Genomic DNA, 19,311 nt, shown 5'->3' with positions numbered 1-19,311 from the left:
TCCGTTGACAGGGGTGTGAACGCCTAGAGACTAGACGGACAATCGACGCTGCGCATGATGCGCAGCACCCGTCCCTACAAGGAGGTCAGCCACGATGCACGCCGCTCCAACGCTCTACACCGAACGACTGATTTTGCGCCCGCTGGAACTGGCTGATGCCGAGGCCATCCAGCAACAGTTCCCTCACTGGGACGTGGTGCGTTATCTGAACGTCCTGGTGCCGTGGCCTTATCCCGCCAACGGCGCGTTGACTTATCTGCGTGATATTGCCCTGCCGGCGATGGCCCGTGGCGAGGAATGGCACTGGTCGATCCGCTTGAAGTCGGCCCCCGATCAACTGATCGGCAATGTCAGCCTGATGAATGAACAGGACAACAACCGCGGCTTCTGGCTGGCCCCGCAATGGCAAGGCCAGGGGTTGATGGGTGAAGCCAGTGCGGCGGTGACCGAGTACTGGTTCGAAACACTCGGCCGGCCGTTGCTGCGCGTGCCGAAAGCGGCGCCGAATATCGGCTCGCGCAAACTCTCGGAACGTACCGGCATGCGTTTGATACACACCGAAGAGGACGACTTTGTCAGCGGGCGATTCCCGAAGGAGCTCTGGGAGATCACCCGCGAAGAGTGGCTGCGCCTCAGATAAAACGCACGCCCGGTTTGGCCCGCTCATCCACCGTCAACTCAAACACGTCCGGGCGCGCGTAGTGCCCGACCACGTCGTAGTCGTAACGGGCGCGGATCAGGTCGTCGGTGTTGATTTCAGCGGTGAGCAAACCCGCCTCGCCACGCAGCGGCCCGGCGAGAATGTCGCCCATGGGCCCGACAATCACGCTGCCGCCGGCAATCAACGGGCGCTCCGCCGGCCAGTTGGCGATTTCCACGCCCAAGGCTTGCGGTGAAGCCTGGACCTGACAGGCGCTGACCACAAAGCAGCGTCCTTCATGGGCGATGTGGCGCATGCTGACTTGCCACATTTCCCGCTCGTCCACGGTCGGCGCGCACCAGACCTCCACGCCTTTGGCGTACATCGCGGTGCGCAGCAGCGGCATCATGTTTTCCCAGCACACCACTGCGCCGATTCGCCCGACCTGGCTGTCGATCACCGGCAAGGTCGAGCCATCGCCCTTGCCCCAGATCAGTCGTTCGGTACCGGTGGGCATCAGTTTGCGGTGCTTGGCGACCAGCCCGGCCTGCGGATCGAAATACAACGCGGTGCAATACAAGGTGCTGCCCGCGCGCTCGATCACGCCGATCACCAGATTGGCGCCCGTGCGTGAGGACAACCCGGCCAAAACTTCAGTCTCCGCACCGGGCACGTCGATGGCGTTGTCGAAATATCGCGCAAACGCTTCACGACCTTCCGGCAGTCGATAGCCGAGTTGCGTGCCGAAGCCCTCGCCTTTTGGGTAGCCGCCGAGCAACGCTTCAGGCATGACCACCAGTGCGGCGCCGGATTCGATAATGGCGGCTTCCCAGGAGAGGATTTGATCGAGGGTATCGGCCTTGCCGCCGGGCAAGGCGCCGATTTGCAGGGCAGCAACGATGGACTTGGGCATCGCGGTGACTCCGTCAGTAATGAGGTGTTGCTCATTCTCCGGCGCCACAGGATCATGAATAAAGCCCGACTCACTGCTGAATGATATGAACCAAATGAATATCGCGACCGTCGATCTCAACTTGCTCAAAGTCTTCGAAGCCCTGCATGAGGAATCCAGCGCTAGCCGTGCCGCGCTGCGTCTGGGCGTGACGCAGTCGGCGGTCAGCGCGGCATTGCGCCGATTGCGCGAGGTGTATGGCGATCAGTTGTTCGTGCGCACGGGTCGAGGTCTTGCGCCGACGCTCAAGGCCAATCAGTTGAAACCGGTGGTCAGCGATGCGCTGAACAAATGCCGCCAGAGCCTGGCGATGGTCGATCCGGCGGCGAATCATTACGACGGACGCTCGGTGACGGTGGGTTTGTCGGATGATTTCGAAATCGCCTACGGGCGACGATTGATTGACGAGATCGCTGATCGCGCGCCGAAACTGCGGCTGATCTTTCGCCAGACCCATAGCCAGATTGTCGCCCGGGCCTTGATGGAACGCAGCATCGATCTGGCGATCACGGCCGGCGGATTCGCCGAGCGTTTGCTCAGTCGTCAGGTGCTGGGTGAAGGCGATTACCTGTGCCTGGTGGACCCCCTCAGTCTGGCCGAGGGACAGGAAACTCTCAGCCTTGAAGCGTTCGTCGCCCGTGAGCATATTCTGGTTTCATCGGGCGGTTTTATCGGGATTACCGATGAAGGCCTGGCGGCGTTGGGCCTGAGTCGGCGGGTATGCGCGTCGACCACGCACTTTGCCGCGTTGCCGCACTTGCTCAAGGGCAGTCAGGCAGTGGCGACTATTCCAGCCCATGCGGCTCGAAGTATCGCCGCGCTCAGCGGACTGGCGCTGCTGCCCTGCCCTCTGGCGCTGCCACGCTATCCGATCGAACTGGGCTGGCGTACCAGCACGCAGCTCGATCCGGTGGTGCTGAAAGTGCGCGAGGCGATTATCGCGACCTTTTCTCACCCGTAGGAGCTGGCGAAGCCTGCGATCTTTTGATCTTCGGCAATTTCGAAACTGTCAGTGCTGGAAGCTTATTTAGCCGCCATCAGGCGATTGACTTCACTGCGCACCATGTTCGCGAATTCCGGGGGCGACATGCCGTCAAGTTCGGCGCGGACCCACTCGGCCCATTTGCCTTTGCGCTTGGCGCGCTCACCGAACAACCGTGCGGCTTCGCCCTTGGATTTACCCAGGTTGTTTTGCCAGAGTTCGAACAGACGGGATTTTTCATCTTCAAGCGCCGCGCGCTCGGCAAGGGGTTTGTCGGCCAGATTGAAGCTCATGGAAGATACCTGCTGCGTAAAATAGGCGACATCTTACACTGTAGGAGGAAATGTCCTGCCCTGGATTTTTCTTCAGGGAGGAGTCGCCACGCAAAATTGCTGCAACTTTTGCCATGGCGCCAGACTCCATTGTTCACTGCCCATTTACCTGCAAGGAGTACTCCAATGGCCCGCAAAATCATCGATCAAGTCACCGAGGATCAAATCAAGGATCAGGTCTTCAGCGAACTTCAGGCCCTGATCGAAGAGTCGGAAAAACTGCTCAAGAGCAGTGCTTCACTGGTCGGTGAGGAAGCGGACACCCTTCGTGGGCAAATCGCCCAGAAGCTCCAGCAGGCCCGGACTTCAGTCTCCAGCGTGCGTGACCGGGCCAAACCCGCAGTCGAGGCCAGCGAAATCTACATCGGCGGCCATCCCTGGCAAACCGTGGCCATCTCCGCCGGATTCGGTTTGGTGGTGGGGCTGTTGTTGGGACGGCGTTAAGCCATTGTGGTGAGGGGCTTTTGTGGCGAGGGGGCAAGCCCCCTCGCCACAGAAGCCCGCTCCCACATTAGGGATTGCGTTTGAGCTCAAAGCCCGGCCAGTTCTCGCAGATTTGCCAGCGTCTGAGCATCGAGCGCAATGCCTTCGACCTTGGCTTTGGCGCGCTGCCGGTGACGTCGATCACCCGGTAACCGCTTGAGCCCTACACCATGCATTTGCCGAACCAGTTCCTCACTGCGCTCGGCAAAACTCTGCCCCGCCGACTTGCTCGGGTCGATCACGATCAGCAGTTGACCGGTCCAGGGTGTTTTCGCCCCTGGATGGTTCGACCAGTCGAACTCGAAAGAAAAATTGCCCCCGGTCAACGCCGCCGCCAACAACTCCACCATCATCGACAGCGCTGACCCCTTGTGTCCGCCAAACGGCAGCAAGGCGCCGCCCTCAAGGATCGCTTTCGGGTCCTGGGTCGGCTGGCCGAGGCTGTCCACGCCCATGCCCGCCGGCAAACGCTCGCCTTTACGCGCAGCGATCTGTACATCGCCATGGGCAATGGCGCTGGTCGCCAGGTCGAAAACGATCGGATCACCGTTGGCCCGAGGGGCGGCGAAGGCAATCGGGTTGGTCCCGAACAGCGGCCGATCGGCACCGTGCGGCACCACGCAGGTCATGCTGTTGACCACGCTCAGTGCCACCAGCCCTTCATCGGCAAACGGCTCGACGTCTGGCCACAAGGCGGCGAAATGATGGGAATTGCGGATGGCCAGCACCGCAATACCGGCGCTACGGGCTTTCTCCACCAACAATGACCGCGCCGCCGCGAGGGCCGGTTGGGCAAAACCATTATCGGCGTCGACCCGGACGAAACCCGAGGCCACGTCCTCGACCACCGGCACCGCCTGACCATTGACCCAGCCGCTTTGCAACGTCGACACATAACCGGGAATGCGGAATACACCGTGGCTGTGAGCACCGTCGCGCTCGGCGCCGGCGCAGTTGAGAGCCAGGGTTTTGGCGACATCGGCTGAGGTGCCGTGGCGCAGGAAGATTTGCTCGAGCAACGCCGTCAGCGCTTCGAAGGACAGGTTTTGCGAAACCGCAGTAGACACATGATCGTGTGGCGCAGACATCTGAAGCTCCAGAGTAATTATTGGAGGGGGCAACAGCGTATGAAAACGAACCGATTAACAACGGGCGACGAGTAGCCTGTCAACCCTTCGCTTGAACCGGTGCATCTGATCAGAACCAATTGAGCCGAAAAGCCGCTTTGGCGCATGTTTGCACAAACATCGGGTGGCCATGCGGTAACTATCTACCACCTTCGACTCACCCGCGACTTTTAGTCTTGAGCCTCAACCCGCTGGCGCATTCAACCGCGCCCTGAACGAGACTCGACGATGCCCACACCTCCCACTCCGCTGTTTTTCCCCGAGGCCCTGCACGCACCCGGCCACTGGAATGATCTGGGTAAAATCCATGGGCTGACGCGCAAGGATTTCGAATGGCTCAGTCATCTGGAACTGGCCAGCCAAACGTTACGCCTTCAACAGACACCATCCATGTTCGCCGAAAAAATTTTGCTGAAGTCGGACGCTCTGGACCCCATCCCTTTGGCGGGCAGCTTCGTGTTGAGCCTCACCCCGAATGACAAGGGCGAGATTCTCTACACCCCGTACGCTGGCATAAAGAAGTTCGACAGCCGCGCAGCCTTGACCGAACAGCTTAATAGTCAGCTGAACAGCGTGACCGAGGACGACGACCTGCTGGCCTTCATGTCGTTGTCTGCGCGCAAAACGCTGGCAGCCGCGACCTCTATTCAAGTGAGTTTTCAGGCCATCGAAGGTGAAATATTCGAAGACCAGCGCACCGTCATCACCGAGTACCAGCGAGTGAACGAGCAGGCCATGCTGGACGAGTTGGTCAAGTTGCCAACGCTCACCTCGCTGCTCACTACGCTGCTTGATGAGTTGCTGCAATCACCATTCCCGGGCCTTGATCAAAGCCAGACCCGACTCAACTTTTATTCCGTTACACCGGCCGATGACGGCAACCAGCAAAGTGCCTCGAGCCGCTGGATCAACTCCATGTCCTTGAGTGACGCCGTGCTGTCGTACTACCGCCATCAGCGTTGGCCGAGCGGGCAGTCTCACGAATTTTCCCATCCGGAAAAAAAGTCGACGAGCATCGACCAGGGCCACTGGGAAACCGCTGTAAAGACCGCCTCCAGCAAACTGATAAGCCTGCTGTCCGGAAAACTGCAGCACTACTGGGACTCTGCAGCTGCCGACGGTGCTTCACGTCGCGACTTTTTCAGCCGAGCCATCCGGGAAAAGGCGCGTGCCGAGTTTCTGATCAAGCGCGAAGCCGACATCATCGACCCTGAACAGAGCCAGGCCCTGCACCAGCTGATTCAGCTGAGCGCCGGCACGCCTTCGACACTCAGCCTTGAAACCGTGCGTCTTTGGGAATACGAGGCCAACTACGTAGAGCTGGCGGGTTCACTGATGATCAGTCATTCCTCGTCCAATGCCTTTCTTTACACACCCGCTCAGGGGTTACAGGTTCTGAAAGACCATCAAGACCTCAAAGACACCTTGCTGAGCAAATTCAGCGCGGTCGGCCACGAAGATGAGCTCTACGGTCTCCTGAGTCTGGACGAACGTAACCGGTTCATCGGCTTCAATCACCCACAGGTTTCCGGCGAGGTGATTTCAGGGTCGATATTCAAAAAGCTGTTTGAGGCGATCATTACCAAGCAACTGCAAAACATGGAATACGTTCTGCAGGTTTACCGCCACAGCGACGGCACCGTGAACGTCCATGCCTTGTTAGACAAGGCACTGGATATACGCTCAATGATCAGCGATCAATTGCTGACGCTTAATGTTCAGGGACGCTGGAGTACCCGGCCGGTGTTGTCCGGCAAACAATTGCCATCCTTGGTGCTGGCAGACAAGGCAGCGGCTTTCGTAAAAACCTTCAGCGATGTCAAGTCGCTGCTCAGCGCGGAATTTGCCTCCCAGCCGATCGAATCCCTGGCGCTACAAAGCGTTTATCTGGAGAAACTTAAACCCCGGATAGCCCATGCATTTTCGGTAGGTTTGCGCGGGTTCAGCATTCGGGCCGGGCGATTCTGTGGACGCCTGCGGCCGGGCTCGAAGTTTTCGCGACAGTCAGCAGCGCAACGACGGAACTGAACCGGCGCCTGCTCGACGACAACAAACGCCTGGAGTTGCTGGAAAACCTTACCCCTGCCCAACGCAGATTCCACCAGAACTATAAGCTCAACTCGTTGCGACTGATTGAAGGCCATGTGTTGCAGCGCCTTGCGCAATCCTCCATCGAGCACTTCCTGGCCTGTTGTGAACACCTGCGCAGCCAGAAGCTGGACGATGCGCAGCAGATCAAAGCGTTGAAAAAAATGACCCAACGGGTCATCGACACCAACTTGCAAAGAGCCACGTTGCTCTCGCAAGCCATCACCCGACAGCAGTCTCTACCTGCATGGCTTGGAATGGCCCCAGTCGAAGAACAGCAGCTGCACATCGAATTGCTGGAGCAATACCGCAACAGCGTCACCGACGACAAGGACTACTTGCACGGGATCCAGACCCTGACGGCCTATGTGCATGACCGATTAGTATCATTGATTGGCAGCCGATTCCCTGGAACGCAACTTGACCCCGACCAGATCAAAATCACGCCCAACCTGGCCCTGGCCGGGCCGTCGCGTAGCTTGACCGAATTTGCCCTGAACCCTGTCAACGCGGCTCAAGTCACCGGATTCAAGATCGCCTCGAACGCCTCTCAGGCCCTTCCCGCAGGCCTGAATGAGGACACCGTGCGCCAGCTTGTGCGGTCGCTGAATATCCAGAGCGATTATGCAAAGCGAGTGACCGATGCATTGACCAAGGCCGGCACCGATGCCGACAGTCGAATGCAGCGTTTTATTCAGCAACTACCGTGGCAGCTGCTGCAACACGCTCATGCGCTGAAACTGCAGCAACGTCTTTCCGGCAGGGCCTTTGATTTGATCTGGCAGGTTCTCGATATGCCGGACGCGATCGCCCGCGCGGTTGTAACAGGTGCCCACGCCATCGTCAGGCCACTGGAAATGATCAAGACCGCAGGTGTCGCAGCGGTGAAAACCCTGGGTCTGTACCTGATCGGCCCCGGTGCCGGACATGACGGGCCGCAAATCCTCTATGCGCCTTATCACGCAGGTTCCATATTCACCGAGTTCGTGAACGAGGCCAGCGTTATCTCAGCGATCAATACGCCAGGGCCACTCCAGGAACTGATCCTTCGCAGGCTTCCCGAGGCTGAACAGTCTTTGTTCGGCAACTTGTTCAAATCCACCGTAGGGCAACAGAGCGAAATCACCCTCGCCTCCACCCCCATCAGCGGCAACCTGCTTGCACAGTTGTTCAACGATAACGTCAGCCTTCTTTCGAAGATGCTCGGCAGCCACTCCGAAATCACCGGCCAGGCAGAATGGGAAGCCGCCAAAAACCTGTTCAGCTCTGGCATCAGACTGATTTCGAGCCTGTTGCCGGGCAAACTCTCCTATGTTCAGTTTCTGTGGCAAAGCTACAAAGACTTCAAAGACTCCGCCGAAGCGCTGCAGGATCATCACTGGAAACAGGCATTGCAGACGTTTATTGCCGGTGCCGCGCAAATGGTGTCGCTGGGACGGTTGTCGCTAGAGTCTTCTATCGAGTCGGCGCCAGCAACGGCCACCTCCCCACCTGTTGCCCAGCCGTTGGTTGTCCCGCAATGGTCGCAAGTAAAACCGACAGCACCGACGCGCACGGCATTGCAGCCTTTCGAGACCACTACTGTGGCGTTGAAGGATCTGACCAGACGCACGACTGATGGCACTTATCTGGAGGCAACCAGCAAACGAACCTACGCCCCGGTCGGCGGAAAGGTATACCGCGTAGTGAAAACCGGGGCGATCTGGCGAATGATCAACGACCAACAACAGGGCCCCGCGTTGCTGACAACGCCGGGCAAACAACTGGTGATCGATCCGGACTCGCATACGATTCACTACGGCAAAGCCCTGTCGAAAATGCACAACCAATATGTTTCCAGTCGCGTAGTCAACAGCGTACTGAATATCGAAGCGCGGGGAATGGAAGACATTCGGACAAAACACCCGGAAAAAGCACGCATGCTCGTGCAAGCCATCGATCTGGCTCGCTACTACGCGTTTAACAGTCTGCATAACCTGGTGCAACTCAGACACCTGAACCCGGGAACGCGGCTGGATACCTTTCTTAAAGCCTTTTTTGATACTGGCAGTATCGACGCCAGTGTTCTCGACAAGATCAAAAAAGTCATCGCTCCAATTTGCAAGGCACTGGTAGACCCAAACGAGGACTTGATGAATACCGAGCATTTTGTGGTCGGTTCAAACAAAGACTGGCTCGACAGTACGATCGCTTTTGTTGTGAATGACGATGCGCAGAGGCGTGTGCATTTCACTGAGAGGTTTTTTGACCCGAAACTCGATTGGTACAAGTACTGTTTGACTGAGCCTTTCGACGTTGACGACCACTCCCGGGCCGCGACCCTGATTCATGAGTTTTCCCATCTTTTTTCAAAAACCGTGGATATTGCGACGGTTGAGGCAAGGCGTCCGTTCACCGACCTCATCGCCACCGTCACCGGTTTCGGTGTGGTAACCAAACAGACGCAGCAGGATTTCCAGCGACGAGCATTGTCCCTGGCCACCCCGAGAGAAGAACTGTTTACGCGCTGGGACGAACCATTGCAGTCATGGATCATGCCTGGACTCGATTGAGGGGTTGGAGCATGTGGCTAAGGACATCCTCAAAACGACGGGCTGCACGACGATGGAAGAAGCTCGCAATGCCTTCCTCGATCCACGGAATGCGAGCCAGCGCATCGACACCATTTTGCGCAATGCCGACTCGGTCGCTCGCTTGATATGTGAAATGGGTCGACAGCTGGATCCGGTGCCAACCCCATAAACGGTTTGACTTGAAGCACCTAAAATCAGGCGCAGGTCACCCCGATCTGCACCTGGTTTTCTCGTCCTTGACAGGGATCATTCCTGCTGACCTTGACCATTTTTTCACTCCAACTATGGATACTTCCCGGCGACGCTCTGTTTGCAGGGCGCGCGGGTGAAAAATAAGTCGCACTTTGATGGGCAATTGCCATGACGGTTGTTCTCGCAGACTTCCCCTCAAGGTTAGAATGCAGGAAATCAGGATGAGTCAATGACCGACCACTCTCTCTCGCAAGCTCAATACGACGCCATCACCGATGCCGCTGCGCACTGGTGCATGCGTCTGCACGCCGTTGACTGCACGGCCGAAGAACGCCAGGCGTTCGAGCAATGGCGCAATGCTCATCCTCTGCATGCCTTCGAGTACGAAGCCATGCTGGAGATCTGGGATGTTGCGGGCGACTTGCCTCGTCCCGAATCTCCCGCGCCGGCTGTTCGCGGCAAACCGACAATGCCTTGGCGCACTTTCGGCATTGCCGCCACCGTCTGCGCCTTGGCGTTGCCGCTGGCGGCCTATACCGGATGGAACCTGGGTTGGCTGCCCAATACCTATCAGCATTTCGAAGCGACCGACAATGTTCGTCAGGTCACGCTGAGTGACGGCAGCCAGGTGGAGCTGAACCTGGGCAGTGAACTGACGTTCAGCAATTACAAGGACCAACGTCGTGTCACGCTGAAAAAAGGCGAAGCCTTCTTCAGCGTCAGTCATGACCTGCAGCATCCGTTCATTGTCAGGGCTGCCGATGGCAGGATTCGCGTCACTGGAACCCAATTCAATGTCTGGATGTATGAAGACCAGGTACGCGTGAACCTGATCGAAGGTTCTGTGCTGGTGACCAGCAACGGTGCCCTGCCCGGCGAGGGTTCACGTCTCGAACCTGCCATGCAGGCACGTTACCGACACGGCGACTTCACGCCGCAAATCAGCCAGACCTCTGCCAACGACCATTCGCTGGCCTGGCGCAGCGGCAAACTGGTGCTCGATGATCTGACGCTGACCGATGCCCTGCCCTTGATCAATCGCTATTTGAACAAGCCAGTCATGATCGCCGACCACAGTACCGGCTCGATTCGCCTCGGTGGTATCTACAACATCAAAGAGCTCAACAGCCTGGTGGCTTCGTTGCCCAAGGTGCTGCCGGTCTATCTGACCCGCAACAAGGACGGCAATCCGGTCCTCAATTCGATCCCGCAACAAACCCCAAAAAGCTGAAGGCCGCCACCCTTGCGGGGTGCAGCCTTCACTTTTGATTCAAACGCTGTCGCGATTACTGCGCGGCGATCTTCCCTGCTTTTTCATCCTGCTCGCGGATCGTCTGAGCCTGGTACTGCGGATCGGACGTGATCTGCTGCTCGGTGAACGGCAACACACTCAACTGTTTCTTCGAAAAGGCCAGTGTCTGGTCCCGGGAGTACTTCGACGCCGGGTCACTGGACAACGAGAATGCCAACAAACCCCGAGCTTGCGGCCCCTTGTCATCGAAAGTCACCACCTGCAAATAGCTGGTGCCACTGACGACTTCGCGCTTGCCGTCGGTTCTCGGCACGCTCTGGATCGCGTTATACACACCCAGCGTGCCCGGCCCGCCGTGGATCGGCGTTTGCTGCCCGCCGCTGCTGACCACCTGGATATCGCCCCAGCGGCTATCGGCTTTCAGGCCAAGGGTTTTTACCTTCTCGACCGAGGCCAGCATCGCCGCCCGAATCGCTTTGGCGACGTCTGGCTGTTCAATTGCCAGACCACGTGGTGTGTTTTGCGGATCCTGCGGGTCGAACGCCACACGCCAGATGCCAGGGATTTGCTGTAACGGCACCATGACATTCTGAAAATGCACAAAGCCCAGTCCACTGTCCAGATTCACCCGGCGATCCCAGGCCTTGAGGCTGGCACACAACGGCGTAAGCATCGGCGCATCGACGCCGAGGTCCGCGGCACAGAATTGCAGCAGATCCGGCATCACTTGGGCCGCCTGATACACCTGATCGTCCATCACCATGTGTTGCAGATCTGCCGCAGCGACAGGGCCGGCCTTGCTCAAGGTGCCCAGACGCTCCAGTGCGAAACGCGAACGCAGCCCCAACGGCTGATTGTCCTGACTGATCAACGGCGAGAAACCGGTGAGCGGTTGTGCCGGGTTGGCCATCCAGGCCGAATCATTGGAATGCTGCACGAAGTCTTTGCGCAGCAGTTGCGGCAACTTGTCTGCCGCATAAATACCTTTTTGCGCAGCGTTCGGGTCGATGTCCCAGGCACAGGCGCTGTTGGAACCGTCGAGCAGGATCATCTGTAATCCGGCCCGAGGATCGCTGCACTTGGCCAGCTTGTCGGCATTGACGTTCGGCACCACCGACAGGTTCATGTAAAGCGCCTGCCCCTGATCGTCCACCGCCAGGGTATTGACCCACGGGATCCCCTGAATATTGTGCACCGATGCCTGCAAATTCTTGAGGCTGGCGGCACGGTTCATCGCATACCACTGCTGCAAGACCCGGTCGTTCTCCAGGTTGGCATCGCGCAGGCTGTAGGCGAACTGGTTGTTCCAGTCCAGCTTGCCGGGCCATTGCACAATCGGGCCGAACTCCGAGCTGTAGACCACATGGGAAATCTGCCGAGTCTGGCCATCGGCTTGCTTCACGTTCACCGCCAGCGTCTGCTTTTTCATCGGCAAGGACTTGCCATCCAGCAGGTAACGGGTCGGATCCTTGGGATCGAGTTGCAGGCGATACAGCGTGAAGTGCTTGGACGAATCCACCGTGTGGGTCCACGCCAGGTGCTGGTTGAAACCAATATTAATCATGGGCAGGCCGGGCAACGCGGCGCCCATGACGTCCAGTTTGCCGGGAATGGTCAGGTGCATCTGATAGAAACGCATCCCACCGACCCACGGAAAGTGCGGATTGGCCAGCAGCATCCCGCGACCGTTGAACGAACGTTCACTGCCGACCGCCACGGCGTTACTGCCACGATCCAGAGCAAAGCGTTGCATGCGCGAAGCCGCCAGCTGAAACGACACCGGTTCGCCCGCCACATGGGCAACGGCTTTCGGCGGGGTAGCGCCGGCCAATGCTTCGGCAAACTGCCCCACGCCGCCTTCGACCAACAGACGTCGGGTCAACTTGACCAAGTCCTGCGCGGTAATCGCGCGCACCCATTCTCCCTGGCATTGCTGCGGCAAACCCTGCGCTCGACGCTCTGTCAGCGAACGGTTGTAACCCGCCACGTAACCATCGATGAGCTCGCGGACTTCCGGTGTTTGCGCCTGCCAGAAAGCGGCGACGGCCTGGGGGGTGTTCAGCCAGTTGAAGAACACATCGCTGGCCAGGTTCCCGCGCTCTTCGATCGTAAACTGGTCCGGGCCGAAATACCGGGAGCGCTCGCCATTGACGGTGACGATCTCATTGGCCAGCAAGCACAGATTGTCCTGAGCGTAGGCATAGCCAATGCCGTAGCCGAGCCCGCGCTCGTTGTCGGCACGAATATGCGGCACGCCGAAACTGGTTCGACGAATCTCGGCCGTCGCCTGCTCTGGCTGGCTGCGCGCATTTGCTGCAAGACTCAGCCCCAGAAACACACCCGCAAGGCTCAACCTGGTTAACTGCCTGGAAATAATCACGCTCGCTCCTGATCGAAAAGACGTATGACACGCAATGCGCCTCCCCTTAAAACGAAGCAAACAGCAAAAATTTAGGACGTCCCCACGCCCAGCTCACGGGCCGCTGACGTAACCGCGACAAATTTTCTACATGTGGGTCTTCATTATTTGCCTGGCTCGTTCGTCATATTGATTGAGAGCACCCATCACATTTTTCCGGATCAGGCTCTGAAAAGGAGTTTTTGCATGTACAACCCGCAACTGCCAACGGACGGTAGCCATGCGCCAAAGACCAGCCCCCTGGGCTCAGGCGTTTTCAATCAACAAGCCGAACGCCACGGCAACGAACGGATCAGGTTTCTGCTCAAGAGTTTTGGCCTGCGCACCAGCCTGATTCGTCTGAAAGTCATCGACGCCTTGCTGAGCGCCGCCGAAAGCGACCGCAGCCTGGGGGTGCGTGGCGTGCACAGCCACTTGCTGGACCTGGACATTCCCCTGTCCTTTCTCAGTGTCCGTGAAGTGTTGAAACGCTTGTGCGGTGAAGGCGTGATCACCCTCAATCCGGACAAAAGCTACAGCCTGCATCCACAGGCCGCTGCTGTCCTTTACAGCGAACAACCCGGCCAGGGGGCGTCGCTCAAGGCTTGACCTTGCGACGCATTACGCCATTGATCACCACCACGAGCACCGCCACGCCAATGGCGATGTACTGGAACAGCTGCTCTGTGATGATCCCTGCGTTTTGCAGCCAGGAAAGGCCGAACATGATCCCCAGTACTACCAGGGAGATCAGAATCGAGTATTTCAAACGTTGCGACTGGGTCATTGCGGGTTCCTGAACCAAAAAAATGTATCCGGCTTGTATCCGATTGCATACCAAGCCCCTACCGTACTGCGGGAATGAGGGGCTGCAAACGGGGTCTCATGTTACAGCCGATGAGGAGTTTTGACTTCATTGCGGCGATAACCATGAGGATTTTGAAATGTTCCGTCGAATCACACTGCTGATTCCCCTGCTCGCTCTCCTGACCCTGAGTGGCTGCATCGTTTTCCCCCACGGCGGCTGGCATGGCGGCCACCATTATGACCGTGGCGGACCTGGTTATTATCAACATCGATAATATGGAACTCGCTCAGGCGCTTGAGTCTTTTCTATAGAAACCATTGGCCGACTGCGCACAGAGTTCCACCATCCAGTCGACGAACACCCGCACTCGTCGGGACAATTGGCGATGAGGAGGATAGAGCGCCGTCAGCGGCAAACCCGGTGGCGGCACGTCCCTCAGGACCTGGATCAAACGCCCCTCCTTCAGTTGGCGGGCAACGTGATAATACGGGGTCTGGACCAAGCCATATCCCGCCTCACACGCCGCCAGATAGCCATCGGCGCTATTGACCGAAACGTGCTTGGGCAGGTCGATCAACCGCAGCTGATCATCGAGTACAAATTCCAGTCCAAAGCGTTTGCCGGTGTCATTGGAAAAGTACTCCACCATCTGGTGCCCCTGCAGATCCTCCAGACACAGCGGAGTCCCGCAACGCTGCAAGTATTCCTGGCTCGCACAGGTGACCTGGTCCATCACGCCCAACGGCCGTGCCACCAGTGAGTCGTCCAGGGTCGAGCCACCTCGCAACACGCAATCGATACCTTCGCGGATCAGATCCACAGGCCGGTCATTCAAACCGATTTCCAGTTCGATCAATGGATACCGGGCAGTGAATTGCGGCAATGCCGGGATCACGATCAAACGCCCCACTCCCGCCGGCATATCCACTCGCAGCAAACCTTTGGGATTGTGGCGAGCAGCGGAAAATACAGCTTCGGTTTCCTCCAGATCCGCCAGCAGCCGCACGCAACGCGGGTAATAGGCAGCGCCATCTAGCGTCAGGCTGATCTGTCGGGTGGTACGTTGCAGCAGTTGTACGCCCAGATGTGCTTCAAGTTGCTTGATCAGAATGGTCACGGAGGCGCGAGGCATTTGCAGGCTGTCTGCCGCTTTAGCGAAGCCGCCCAATTCGACAATTCGAGTGAACACGCGCATGGCGTTGAAACGGTCCATTGCTTTGGCTTACCGGCTAATTATTTAGAAATTACGAATAGTGATAGCAGTTTTAGCCGGTTTATCTTGTTTCTGTCGAGGTGAACAATAGGATTTCAATTCACAAGGGAGCTGATTTCATGCAAACACGACAACTGGGCAAAAACGGTCCGCAGGTGAGCGCGATCGGTCTGGGCTGCATGGGCATGACCGACTTCTACACCACCGGCGTGGACACCCGCGAAGCCACGGCCACGTTGCACCGCGCGCTGGAACTGGGGATCAACCTGCTGGACACGGCAGATATGTATGGCCCACATACCAATGAAGAGTTGATCGGCAAAGCCATTGTCGGCAAGCGCGACCAGGTGTTTCTGGCCAGCAAGTTCGGCATTGTCCGCGACCCATCCAATCCCGGTGCACGGGGCGTCAACGGGCGACCGGAATACATTCGCGATGCTATCGACGGCACCCTCAAGCGCCTTGGCGTGGAAACCCTGGATTTGTATTACCAGCACCGCATCGATCCGCAGGTGGCCATCGAGGAAACCGTCGGCGCCATGGCAGAACTGGTGAAGGCCGGCAAGGTGCGTTACCTGGGATTGAGTGAAGCCTCGGTCGCCACGCTGGAGCGAGCGAACAAGGTTCATCCGATCAGCGCACTGCAAAGTGAATACTCGCTATGGAGCCGCGATCAGGAGGAGAACGGTTGCCTGGCTGCGTGCCAGCGCCTGGGTGTTGCCTTTGTGCCGTACAGTCCGTTGGGCCGGGGGTTTTTGACCGGAGCCCTGAGAAGTCCGGATGATTTCGCCGCCGACGATTACCGTCGCTTCAGTCCACGTTTTCAAGGGGAAAACTTCGCAAAAAACCTGTTGCTGGTGCAGCAGGTGCAGGCCCTGGCCGCAGACAAGGGTGTGACGGCGGGCCAGCTGGCGTTGGCGTGGGTCTTGGCCCAAGGGGATTACCTGATCCCGATTCCAGGCACCAAACAGCGTAAATACCTGGAAGAAAATGTGGCGGCACTGGACGTGAAGTTGAGCCACGAAGAATTGCAGGCCCTGGAAGCGATATTCCCGGCCCATGCCACGGCAGGCCTGCGTTATCCGGAAGAAGTCATGAAGTTGCTTGACCGATAACACGTGCCCGGCCCGTTCGATGGTTCGAGCGGGCCAGCGCTGCCAAAGATCACGCCTTGGCGTTAACACCCTTGTCATTAGGTACCGTCGTACCGTTGCCCTTGCCATAGGCTTGCAAGTTCTGCAGTACGTAGATCGCCGTCTTGTATTCCGGGATCAGGCCAATGGCGTACTTGTCACCCTTGATGCTGTTGTTCTGAATGGTGTCCAGTTGCGTGGCGAAATACTCCAGTGCATTGAACTTCGCATCCGGGTCTTTCTGTACGCCAAACCGGTCAAACTTGTCACCGGCATTAAGCAAGGTCATCGAAGTAATATCGGAAATCAGGCCTTTGCCTCTCAAGAAGGCACTGAGATTGCCCAGTTGCCTGGCGGAGACATTTTCCGGATCGAAACCCTTGATGTTCCTGTGCAGTTTCTGTTCATCCATTTTCGCCGTGCTCAGCGCATTGGGATTGCTTCCCACCAGCGCCAGCATCTGCTTGACCCTGGCGCTGTGGGTGACAGGCTTGCCGCTGCCGGTATCCTTGACCAATAAACCTGCTTTGCTCGTCCAGGCACCTGTGTATCCGATTGTCATGACCGGGCTCCCGACTGTGTGACGGGATGCCGATCATCCAAAACACACAGACGTCCTTGTGAGGCGACCATAAAAGTTCCTTGTTTAACCGAGTTAAGTGCGGGCGAGTATCGATGCGCGCTCTAACGTCACCAACAAATATCTCCATTTTTTACAATTCTTGTACATTTACGATACATACCAAAAAAGCGCCTTGTTTTATGGGTCTACACGAACTCTTCGATATGGGTGCAGATAACTAATCAAGCCTTTATGTACGTCTTGGTTAGTTTGTTTGTTTGTATCAATCGTGCCGGGCAAACCAACTTGCTGGCTGGCCCCCTGTGGAGAGGGAGCTTGCTCCCGCTGGGGCGCGCAGCGGCCCCGAATCTGCCATCGTGGAGATCCAGATCGAATACACGCGTCTGTTTTGCGACTGCTTCGTAGCCGAACGGGAGCAAGCTCCCTCGCCACAAATGCTTTACTCATGCTGTATTACTTCGAAACAATCCACCTCCTCTTTGCGAGAGAAAATGGTCAAAATGCATCTTTTTGGCCACAATCCGAAACGAGATCCCCATGCGAACCCACCTGCGTCTGGCCGCCCTGAGCGCCCTCTTCATCTCTTCCCTGGCCCAGGCCGCCGACCTGATCCCCATCGAAGTTCACCGCGACGCCAACTGCGGTTGCTGCAAAAAATGGGTCAGCCATCTGGAAGCCAACGGTTTTAAAGTTGAAGACCATGTCGAAGCCGACATGAGCCAATTCAAGCAACAACACGGCGTGCCACCTCGCCTCGCGTCCTGCCACACTGCCCTGATCAATGGCAAATTCGTTGAAGGCCATGTACCTGCCGATCAAGTACTGGCCTTGAGCAAGCGTGACGATCTGTTGGGTGTTGCCGCCCCAGGCATGCCCATGGGCTCGCCCGGGATGGAAATGGACGGCATGAGCGATGCCTATCAGGTGATCGGCCTGAAAAAGGACGGCACTGACGTGGTGGTGGCGGACTACCCCGCCCATTGATGTTCGGCGCATACATCGGGCTGTTTCTCGCGGCGTTCGGTGCCGCGACGCTACTGCCACTGCAGTCCGAAGCGGTGCTGGTGGGGCTGTTGCTCAGCAACCAGTATTGGCTCTGGTCGCTGCTGGCGGTCGCAACGCTGGGCAATGTGCTGGGGTCGCTGCTGAACTGGTGGCTAGGGCGCGGCATCGAGCGGTTTCACGACCGGCGCTGGTTTCCGGTCAGCCCTCGCCATCTCGAGCAAGCCCAAAAGCACTATCAGCGTTACGGCCACTGGTCGTTGCTACTAAGCTGGGTGCCGATCATCGGCGACCCTCTGACGCTGGTGGCTGGCGTCATGCGCGAGCCGTTGGGGCGTTTCCTGATGATCGTGACACTCGCCAAGGGCGCCCGCTATGGTGTGTTGGCCCTTGCTACGCTGGGGTGGATGGGTTGAACGATCATGCAGGGCCGTGACCTATGTTTAATCTCACCCTAATCATGCCGATCCAGCATCGGCAGATTTCCTGTGGAGCTCACCCATGTCGCGCATTTTCTCCCGCTGGTTACCGGGCCTGCTGCTGACGGCGGCACTACCGGTTCTCGCCCAAGCCCAGACCCAGACCCAGGCCGAAACGCCGGAATACGGTCCGGAACTTCAGGGCTTCGAGTATCCCTACACGGTCAAGCACTTCGCCTTTGAGTCCCAGGGTAAATCCCTGCAGATGGGTTACATGGACATTGCCGCCCAAGGCAAGGTTAACGGCCGCAGCGTGGTGCTGATGCACGGCAAAAACTTCTGCGGCGCCACCTGGGACAGCTCGATCAAGGCGCTGAGCGAGGCCGGTTACCGGGTCATCGCCCCGGACCAGATCGGCTTTTGCACCTCCAGCAAACCGGACCACTATCAATACAGTTTCCAGCAACTGGCAACCAACACCCAGCTATTGCTCAAGGCCTTGGGCATCCAGACCGCCACCCTGCTCGGCCACTCTACCGGCGGCATGCTCGCCACCCGTTATGCGCTGCAATACCCCGATCAAGTCGAACAACTGGCGCTGGTCAATCCCATCGGCCTGGAAGACTGGAAAGCCCTCGGCGTGCCGTATCGCACGGTTGATCAATGGTACGAACGTGAGCTGAACGTTACGGCGCAGGGTATCCACGACTACCAACGCAGCACCTATTACGATGGCCGCTGGAAGCCGGAGTTTGATCGTTGGGTGAACATGTACGCAGGCCTGGCCAAAGGACCGGGCAAAACAGCAGTCGCGTGGAACTCGGCGCTGATCTACGACATGATCTTCACCCAACCGGTGTACTACGAGTTCAAGGACCTGAAAGTGCCGACCCTGCTGCTGATCGGCACCTCCGATACCACGGCCATCAACAAGGACATCGCACCACCCGAGGTCAAGGCGAAAATCGGTCATTACGACGTACTCGGCAAGCAAGTGGCAAAACTGATTCCACAGTCGACGCTGATTGAATTTCCGGGCCTTGGCCACGCGCCGCAGATGGAGGAACCGGCCAAATTCCATCAGGCGTTGCTCGACTGGCTGAACAAAACCAATCCCGTTCGTTGATGAGGTAA

At 57.8% G+C, this 19,311-nt stretch carries 16 protein-coding genes and 1 pseudogene; 10 read left to right on the top strand and 7 right to left on the bottom strand.

Annotation, left to right across the window (positions count from 1 at the left end; translation table 11 throughout):
* The first annotated feature begins 94 nt into the window (after positions 1 to 94).
* A complete protein-coding gene (locus JFU11_RS08385; RefSeq protein WP_201060349.1) occupies positions 95 to 640 on the top strand; it encodes a GNAT family N-acetyltransferase in 546 nt (181 codons plus the stop codon).
* On the opposite strand, the gene JFU11_RS08380 is transcribed toward JFU11_RS08385, so the two are convergent.
* A complete protein-coding gene (locus JFU11_RS08380; RefSeq protein WP_201060348.1) occupies positions 633 to 1,553 on the bottom strand; it encodes a carbon-nitrogen hydrolase family protein in 921 nt (306 codons plus the stop codon). The two genes, JFU11_RS08385 and JFU11_RS08380, sit on opposite strands and share 8 nt — an antisense overlap.
* Before the next feature lie 85 nt (positions 1,554 to 1,638).
* Here JFU11_RS08380 and JFU11_RS08375 point away from each other — a divergent pair, with 85 nt between their 5' ends.
* A complete protein-coding gene (locus JFU11_RS08375) occupies positions 1,639 to 2,553 on the top strand; it encodes a LysR family transcriptional regulator (protein WP_052963403.1) in 915 nt (304 codons plus the stop codon).
* Between the two features lie 62 nt (positions 2,554 to 2,615).
* On the opposite strand, the gene JFU11_RS08370 is transcribed toward JFU11_RS08375, so the two are convergent.
* Positions 2,616 to 2,867 carry a hypothetical protein gene (locus JFU11_RS08370; protein ID WP_007897387.1) on the bottom strand — a complete coding sequence of 84 codons (252 nt, stop codon included), beginning with the start codon at positions 2,865 to 2,867 and terminating at the stop codon, positions 2,616 to 2,618.
* A gap of 165 nt (positions 2,868 to 3,032) precedes the next feature.
* Here JFU11_RS08370 and JFU11_RS08365 point away from each other — a divergent pair, with 165 nt between their 5' ends.
* Complete coding sequence (locus JFU11_RS08365; RefSeq protein WP_123722926.1) at positions 3,033 to 3,350, top strand: DUF883 family protein; 318 nt, start codon at positions 3,033 to 3,035, stop codon at positions 3,348 to 3,350.
* An 86-nt stretch (positions 3,351 to 3,436) separates the two neighbouring features.
* Here the strand turns inward: JFU11_RS08365 and JFU11_RS08360 are convergent, their stop codons facing one another.
* Positions 3,437 to 4,477 carry an Ldh family oxidoreductase gene (locus JFU11_RS08360; RefSeq protein ID WP_201060346.1) on the bottom strand — a complete coding sequence of 347 codons (1,041 nt, stop codon included), beginning with the start codon at positions 4,475 to 4,477 and terminating at the stop codon, positions 3,437 to 3,439.
* Positions 4,478 to 4,744: 267 nt separating this feature from the next.
* On the opposite strand from JFU11_RS08360, the pseudogene JFU11_RS08355 reads away from it, so the two are divergent.
* A pseudogene (locus JFU11_RS08355) lies at positions 4,745 to 9,346 on the top strand (DUF6543 domain-containing protein).
* Positions 9,347 to 9,598: 252 nt separating this feature from the next.
* Complete coding sequence (locus tag JFU11_RS08350; protein ID WP_201060343.1) at positions 9,599 to 10,600, top strand: FecR family protein; 1,002 nt, start codon at positions 9,599 to 9,601, stop codon at positions 10,598 to 10,600.
* Between the two features lie 55 nt (positions 10,601 to 10,655).
* Here JFU11_RS08350 and JFU11_RS08345 read toward each other — a convergent pair whose 3' ends face one another.
* Complete coding sequence (locus JFU11_RS08345; protein ID WP_201060342.1) at positions 10,656 to 13,001, bottom strand: acylase; 2,346 nt, start codon at positions 12,999 to 13,001, stop codon at positions 10,656 to 10,658.
* A 225-nt stretch (positions 13,002 to 13,226) separates the two neighbouring features.
* Here JFU11_RS08345 and JFU11_RS08340 point away from each other — a divergent pair, with 225 nt between their 5' ends.
* Positions 13,227 to 13,628: a hypothetical protein gene (locus JFU11_RS08340; protein ID WP_201060341.1), complete on the top strand. Its 402-nt coding sequence runs from the start codon at positions 13,227 to 13,229 to the stop codon at positions 13,626 to 13,628.
* Here JFU11_RS08340 and JFU11_RS08335 read toward each other — a convergent pair.
* Both JFU11_RS08335 and JFU11_RS08330 read right to left on the bottom strand, forming a co-directional pair.
* A complete protein-coding gene (locus JFU11_RS08335) occupies positions 13,618 to 13,806 on the bottom strand; it encodes a hypothetical protein (RefSeq protein WP_007901365.1) in 189 nt (62 codons plus the stop codon). The genes JFU11_RS08340 and JFU11_RS08335 overlap by 11 nt on opposite strands.
* Before the next feature lie 307 nt (positions 13,807 to 14,113).
* Complete coding sequence (locus JFU11_RS08330; protein WP_201060340.1) at positions 14,114 to 15,040, bottom strand: LysR family transcriptional regulator; 927 nt, start codon at positions 15,038 to 15,040, stop codon at positions 14,114 to 14,116.
* 119 nt (positions 15,041 to 15,159) lie between these two features.
* On the opposite strand from JFU11_RS08330, the gene JFU11_RS08325 reads away from it, so the two are divergent.
* Positions 15,160 to 16,155, top strand: a complete 996-nt coding sequence (locus JFU11_RS08325; protein WP_123722933.1) for an aldo/keto reductase — start codon at positions 15,160 to 15,162, stop codon at positions 16,153 to 16,155.
* Between the two features lie 49 nt (positions 16,156 to 16,204).
* Here JFU11_RS08325 and JFU11_RS08320 read toward each other — a convergent pair whose 3' ends face one another.
* Positions 16,205 to 16,735, bottom strand: coding sequence for a hypothetical protein (locus tag JFU11_RS08320; RefSeq protein ID WP_123722934.1), 531 nt, complete (start codon positions 16,733 to 16,735; stop codon positions 16,205 to 16,207).
* A 558-nt stretch (positions 16,736 to 17,293) separates the two neighbouring features.
* On the opposite strand from JFU11_RS08320, the gene JFU11_RS08315 reads away from it, so the two are divergent.
* The 3 genes from JFU11_RS08315 to JFU11_RS08305 all read left to right on the top strand — a co-directional run bounded on the left by JFU11_RS08315 (position 17,294) and on the right by JFU11_RS08305 (position 19,303).
* Positions 17,294 to 17,740: a DUF411 domain-containing protein gene (locus tag JFU11_RS08315; protein ID WP_123722935.1), complete on the top strand. Its 447-nt coding sequence runs from the start codon at positions 17,294 to 17,296 to the stop codon at positions 17,738 to 17,740.
* On the top strand, positions 17,740 to 18,174 hold the full coding sequence (locus JFU11_RS08310) for a YqaA family protein (protein ID WP_123722936.1): 435 nt from the start codon (positions 17,740 to 17,742) through the stop codon (positions 18,172 to 18,174). Before JFU11_RS08315 ends, JFU11_RS08310 begins: the two co-directional genes overlap by 1 nt.
* Positions 18,175 to 18,259: 85 nt before the next feature.
* Complete coding sequence (locus JFU11_RS08305) at positions 18,260 to 19,303, top strand: alpha/beta hydrolase (RefSeq protein WP_123722937.1); 1,044 nt, start codon at positions 18,260 to 18,262, stop codon at positions 19,301 to 19,303.
* The last annotated feature ends 8 nt before the right edge of the window (positions 19,304 to 19,311 follow it).

This window comes from Pseudomonas sp. TH37 (assembly GCF_016650735.1).
Lineage (GTDB): Bacteria > Pseudomonadota > Gammaproteobacteria > Pseudomonadales > Pseudomonadaceae > Aquipseudomonas > Aquipseudomonas farris.
This window is presented reverse-complemented; position numbering and strand designations above follow the sequence as displayed.

What these genes read in the sequence shown, in the direction of transcription:
- JFU11_RS08385 (WP_201060349.1), top strand. Translation starts at nt 95, where the DNA reads ATGCACGCCGCTCCAACGCTCTACACCGAACGACTGATTTTGCGCCCG.
- JFU11_RS08380 (WP_201060348.1), bottom strand. Translation starts at nt 1,553, where the DNA reads ATGCCCAAGTCCATCGTTGCTGCCCTGCAAATCGGCGCCTTGCCCGGC.
- JFU11_RS08375 (WP_052963403.1), top strand. Translation starts at nt 1,639, where the DNA reads ATGAACCAAATGAATATCGCGACCGTCGATCTCAACTTGCTCAAAGTC.
- JFU11_RS08370 (WP_007897387.1), bottom strand. Translation starts at nt 2,867, where the DNA reads ATGAGCTTCAATCTGGCCGACAAACCCCTTGCCGAGCGCGCGGCGCTT.
- JFU11_RS08365 (WP_123722926.1), top strand. Translation starts at nt 3,033, where the DNA reads ATGGCCCGCAAAATCATCGATCAAGTCACCGAGGATCAAATCAAGGAT.
- JFU11_RS08360 (WP_201060346.1), bottom strand. Translation starts at nt 4,477, where the DNA reads ATGTCTGCGCCACACGATCATGTGTCTACTGCGGTTTCGCAAAACCTG.
- JFU11_RS08350 (WP_201060343.1), top strand. Translation starts at nt 9,599, where the DNA reads ATGACCGACCACTCTCTCTCGCAAGCTCAATACGACGCCATCACCGAT.
- JFU11_RS08340 (WP_201060341.1), top strand. Translation starts at nt 13,227, where the DNA reads ATGTACAACCCGCAACTGCCAACGGACGGTAGCCATGCGCCAAAGACC.
- JFU11_RS08335 (WP_007901365.1), bottom strand. Translation starts at nt 13,806, where the DNA reads ATGACCCAGTCGCAACGTTTGAAATACTCGATTCTGATCTCCCTGGTA.
- JFU11_RS08330 (WP_201060340.1), bottom strand. Translation starts at nt 15,040, where the DNA reads ATGGACCGTTTCAACGCCATGCGCGTGTTCACTCGAATTGTCGAATTG.
- JFU11_RS08325 (WP_123722933.1), top strand. Translation starts at nt 15,160, where the DNA reads ATGCAAACACGACAACTGGGCAAAAACGGTCCGCAGGTGAGCGCGATC.
- JFU11_RS08320 (WP_123722934.1), bottom strand. Translation starts at nt 16,735, where the DNA reads ATGACAATCGGATACACAGGTGCCTGGACGAGCAAAGCAGGTTTATTG.
- JFU11_RS08315 (WP_123722935.1), top strand. Translation starts at nt 17,294, where the DNA reads ATGCGAACCCACCTGCGTCTGGCCGCCCTGAGCGCCCTCTTCATCTCT.
- JFU11_RS08310 (WP_123722936.1), top strand. Translation starts at nt 17,740, where the DNA reads ATGTTCGGCGCATACATCGGGCTGTTTCTCGCGGCGTTCGGTGCCGCG.
- JFU11_RS08305 (WP_123722937.1), top strand. Translation starts at nt 18,260, where the DNA reads ATGTCGCGCATTTTCTCCCGCTGGTTACCGGGCCTGCTGCTGACGGCG.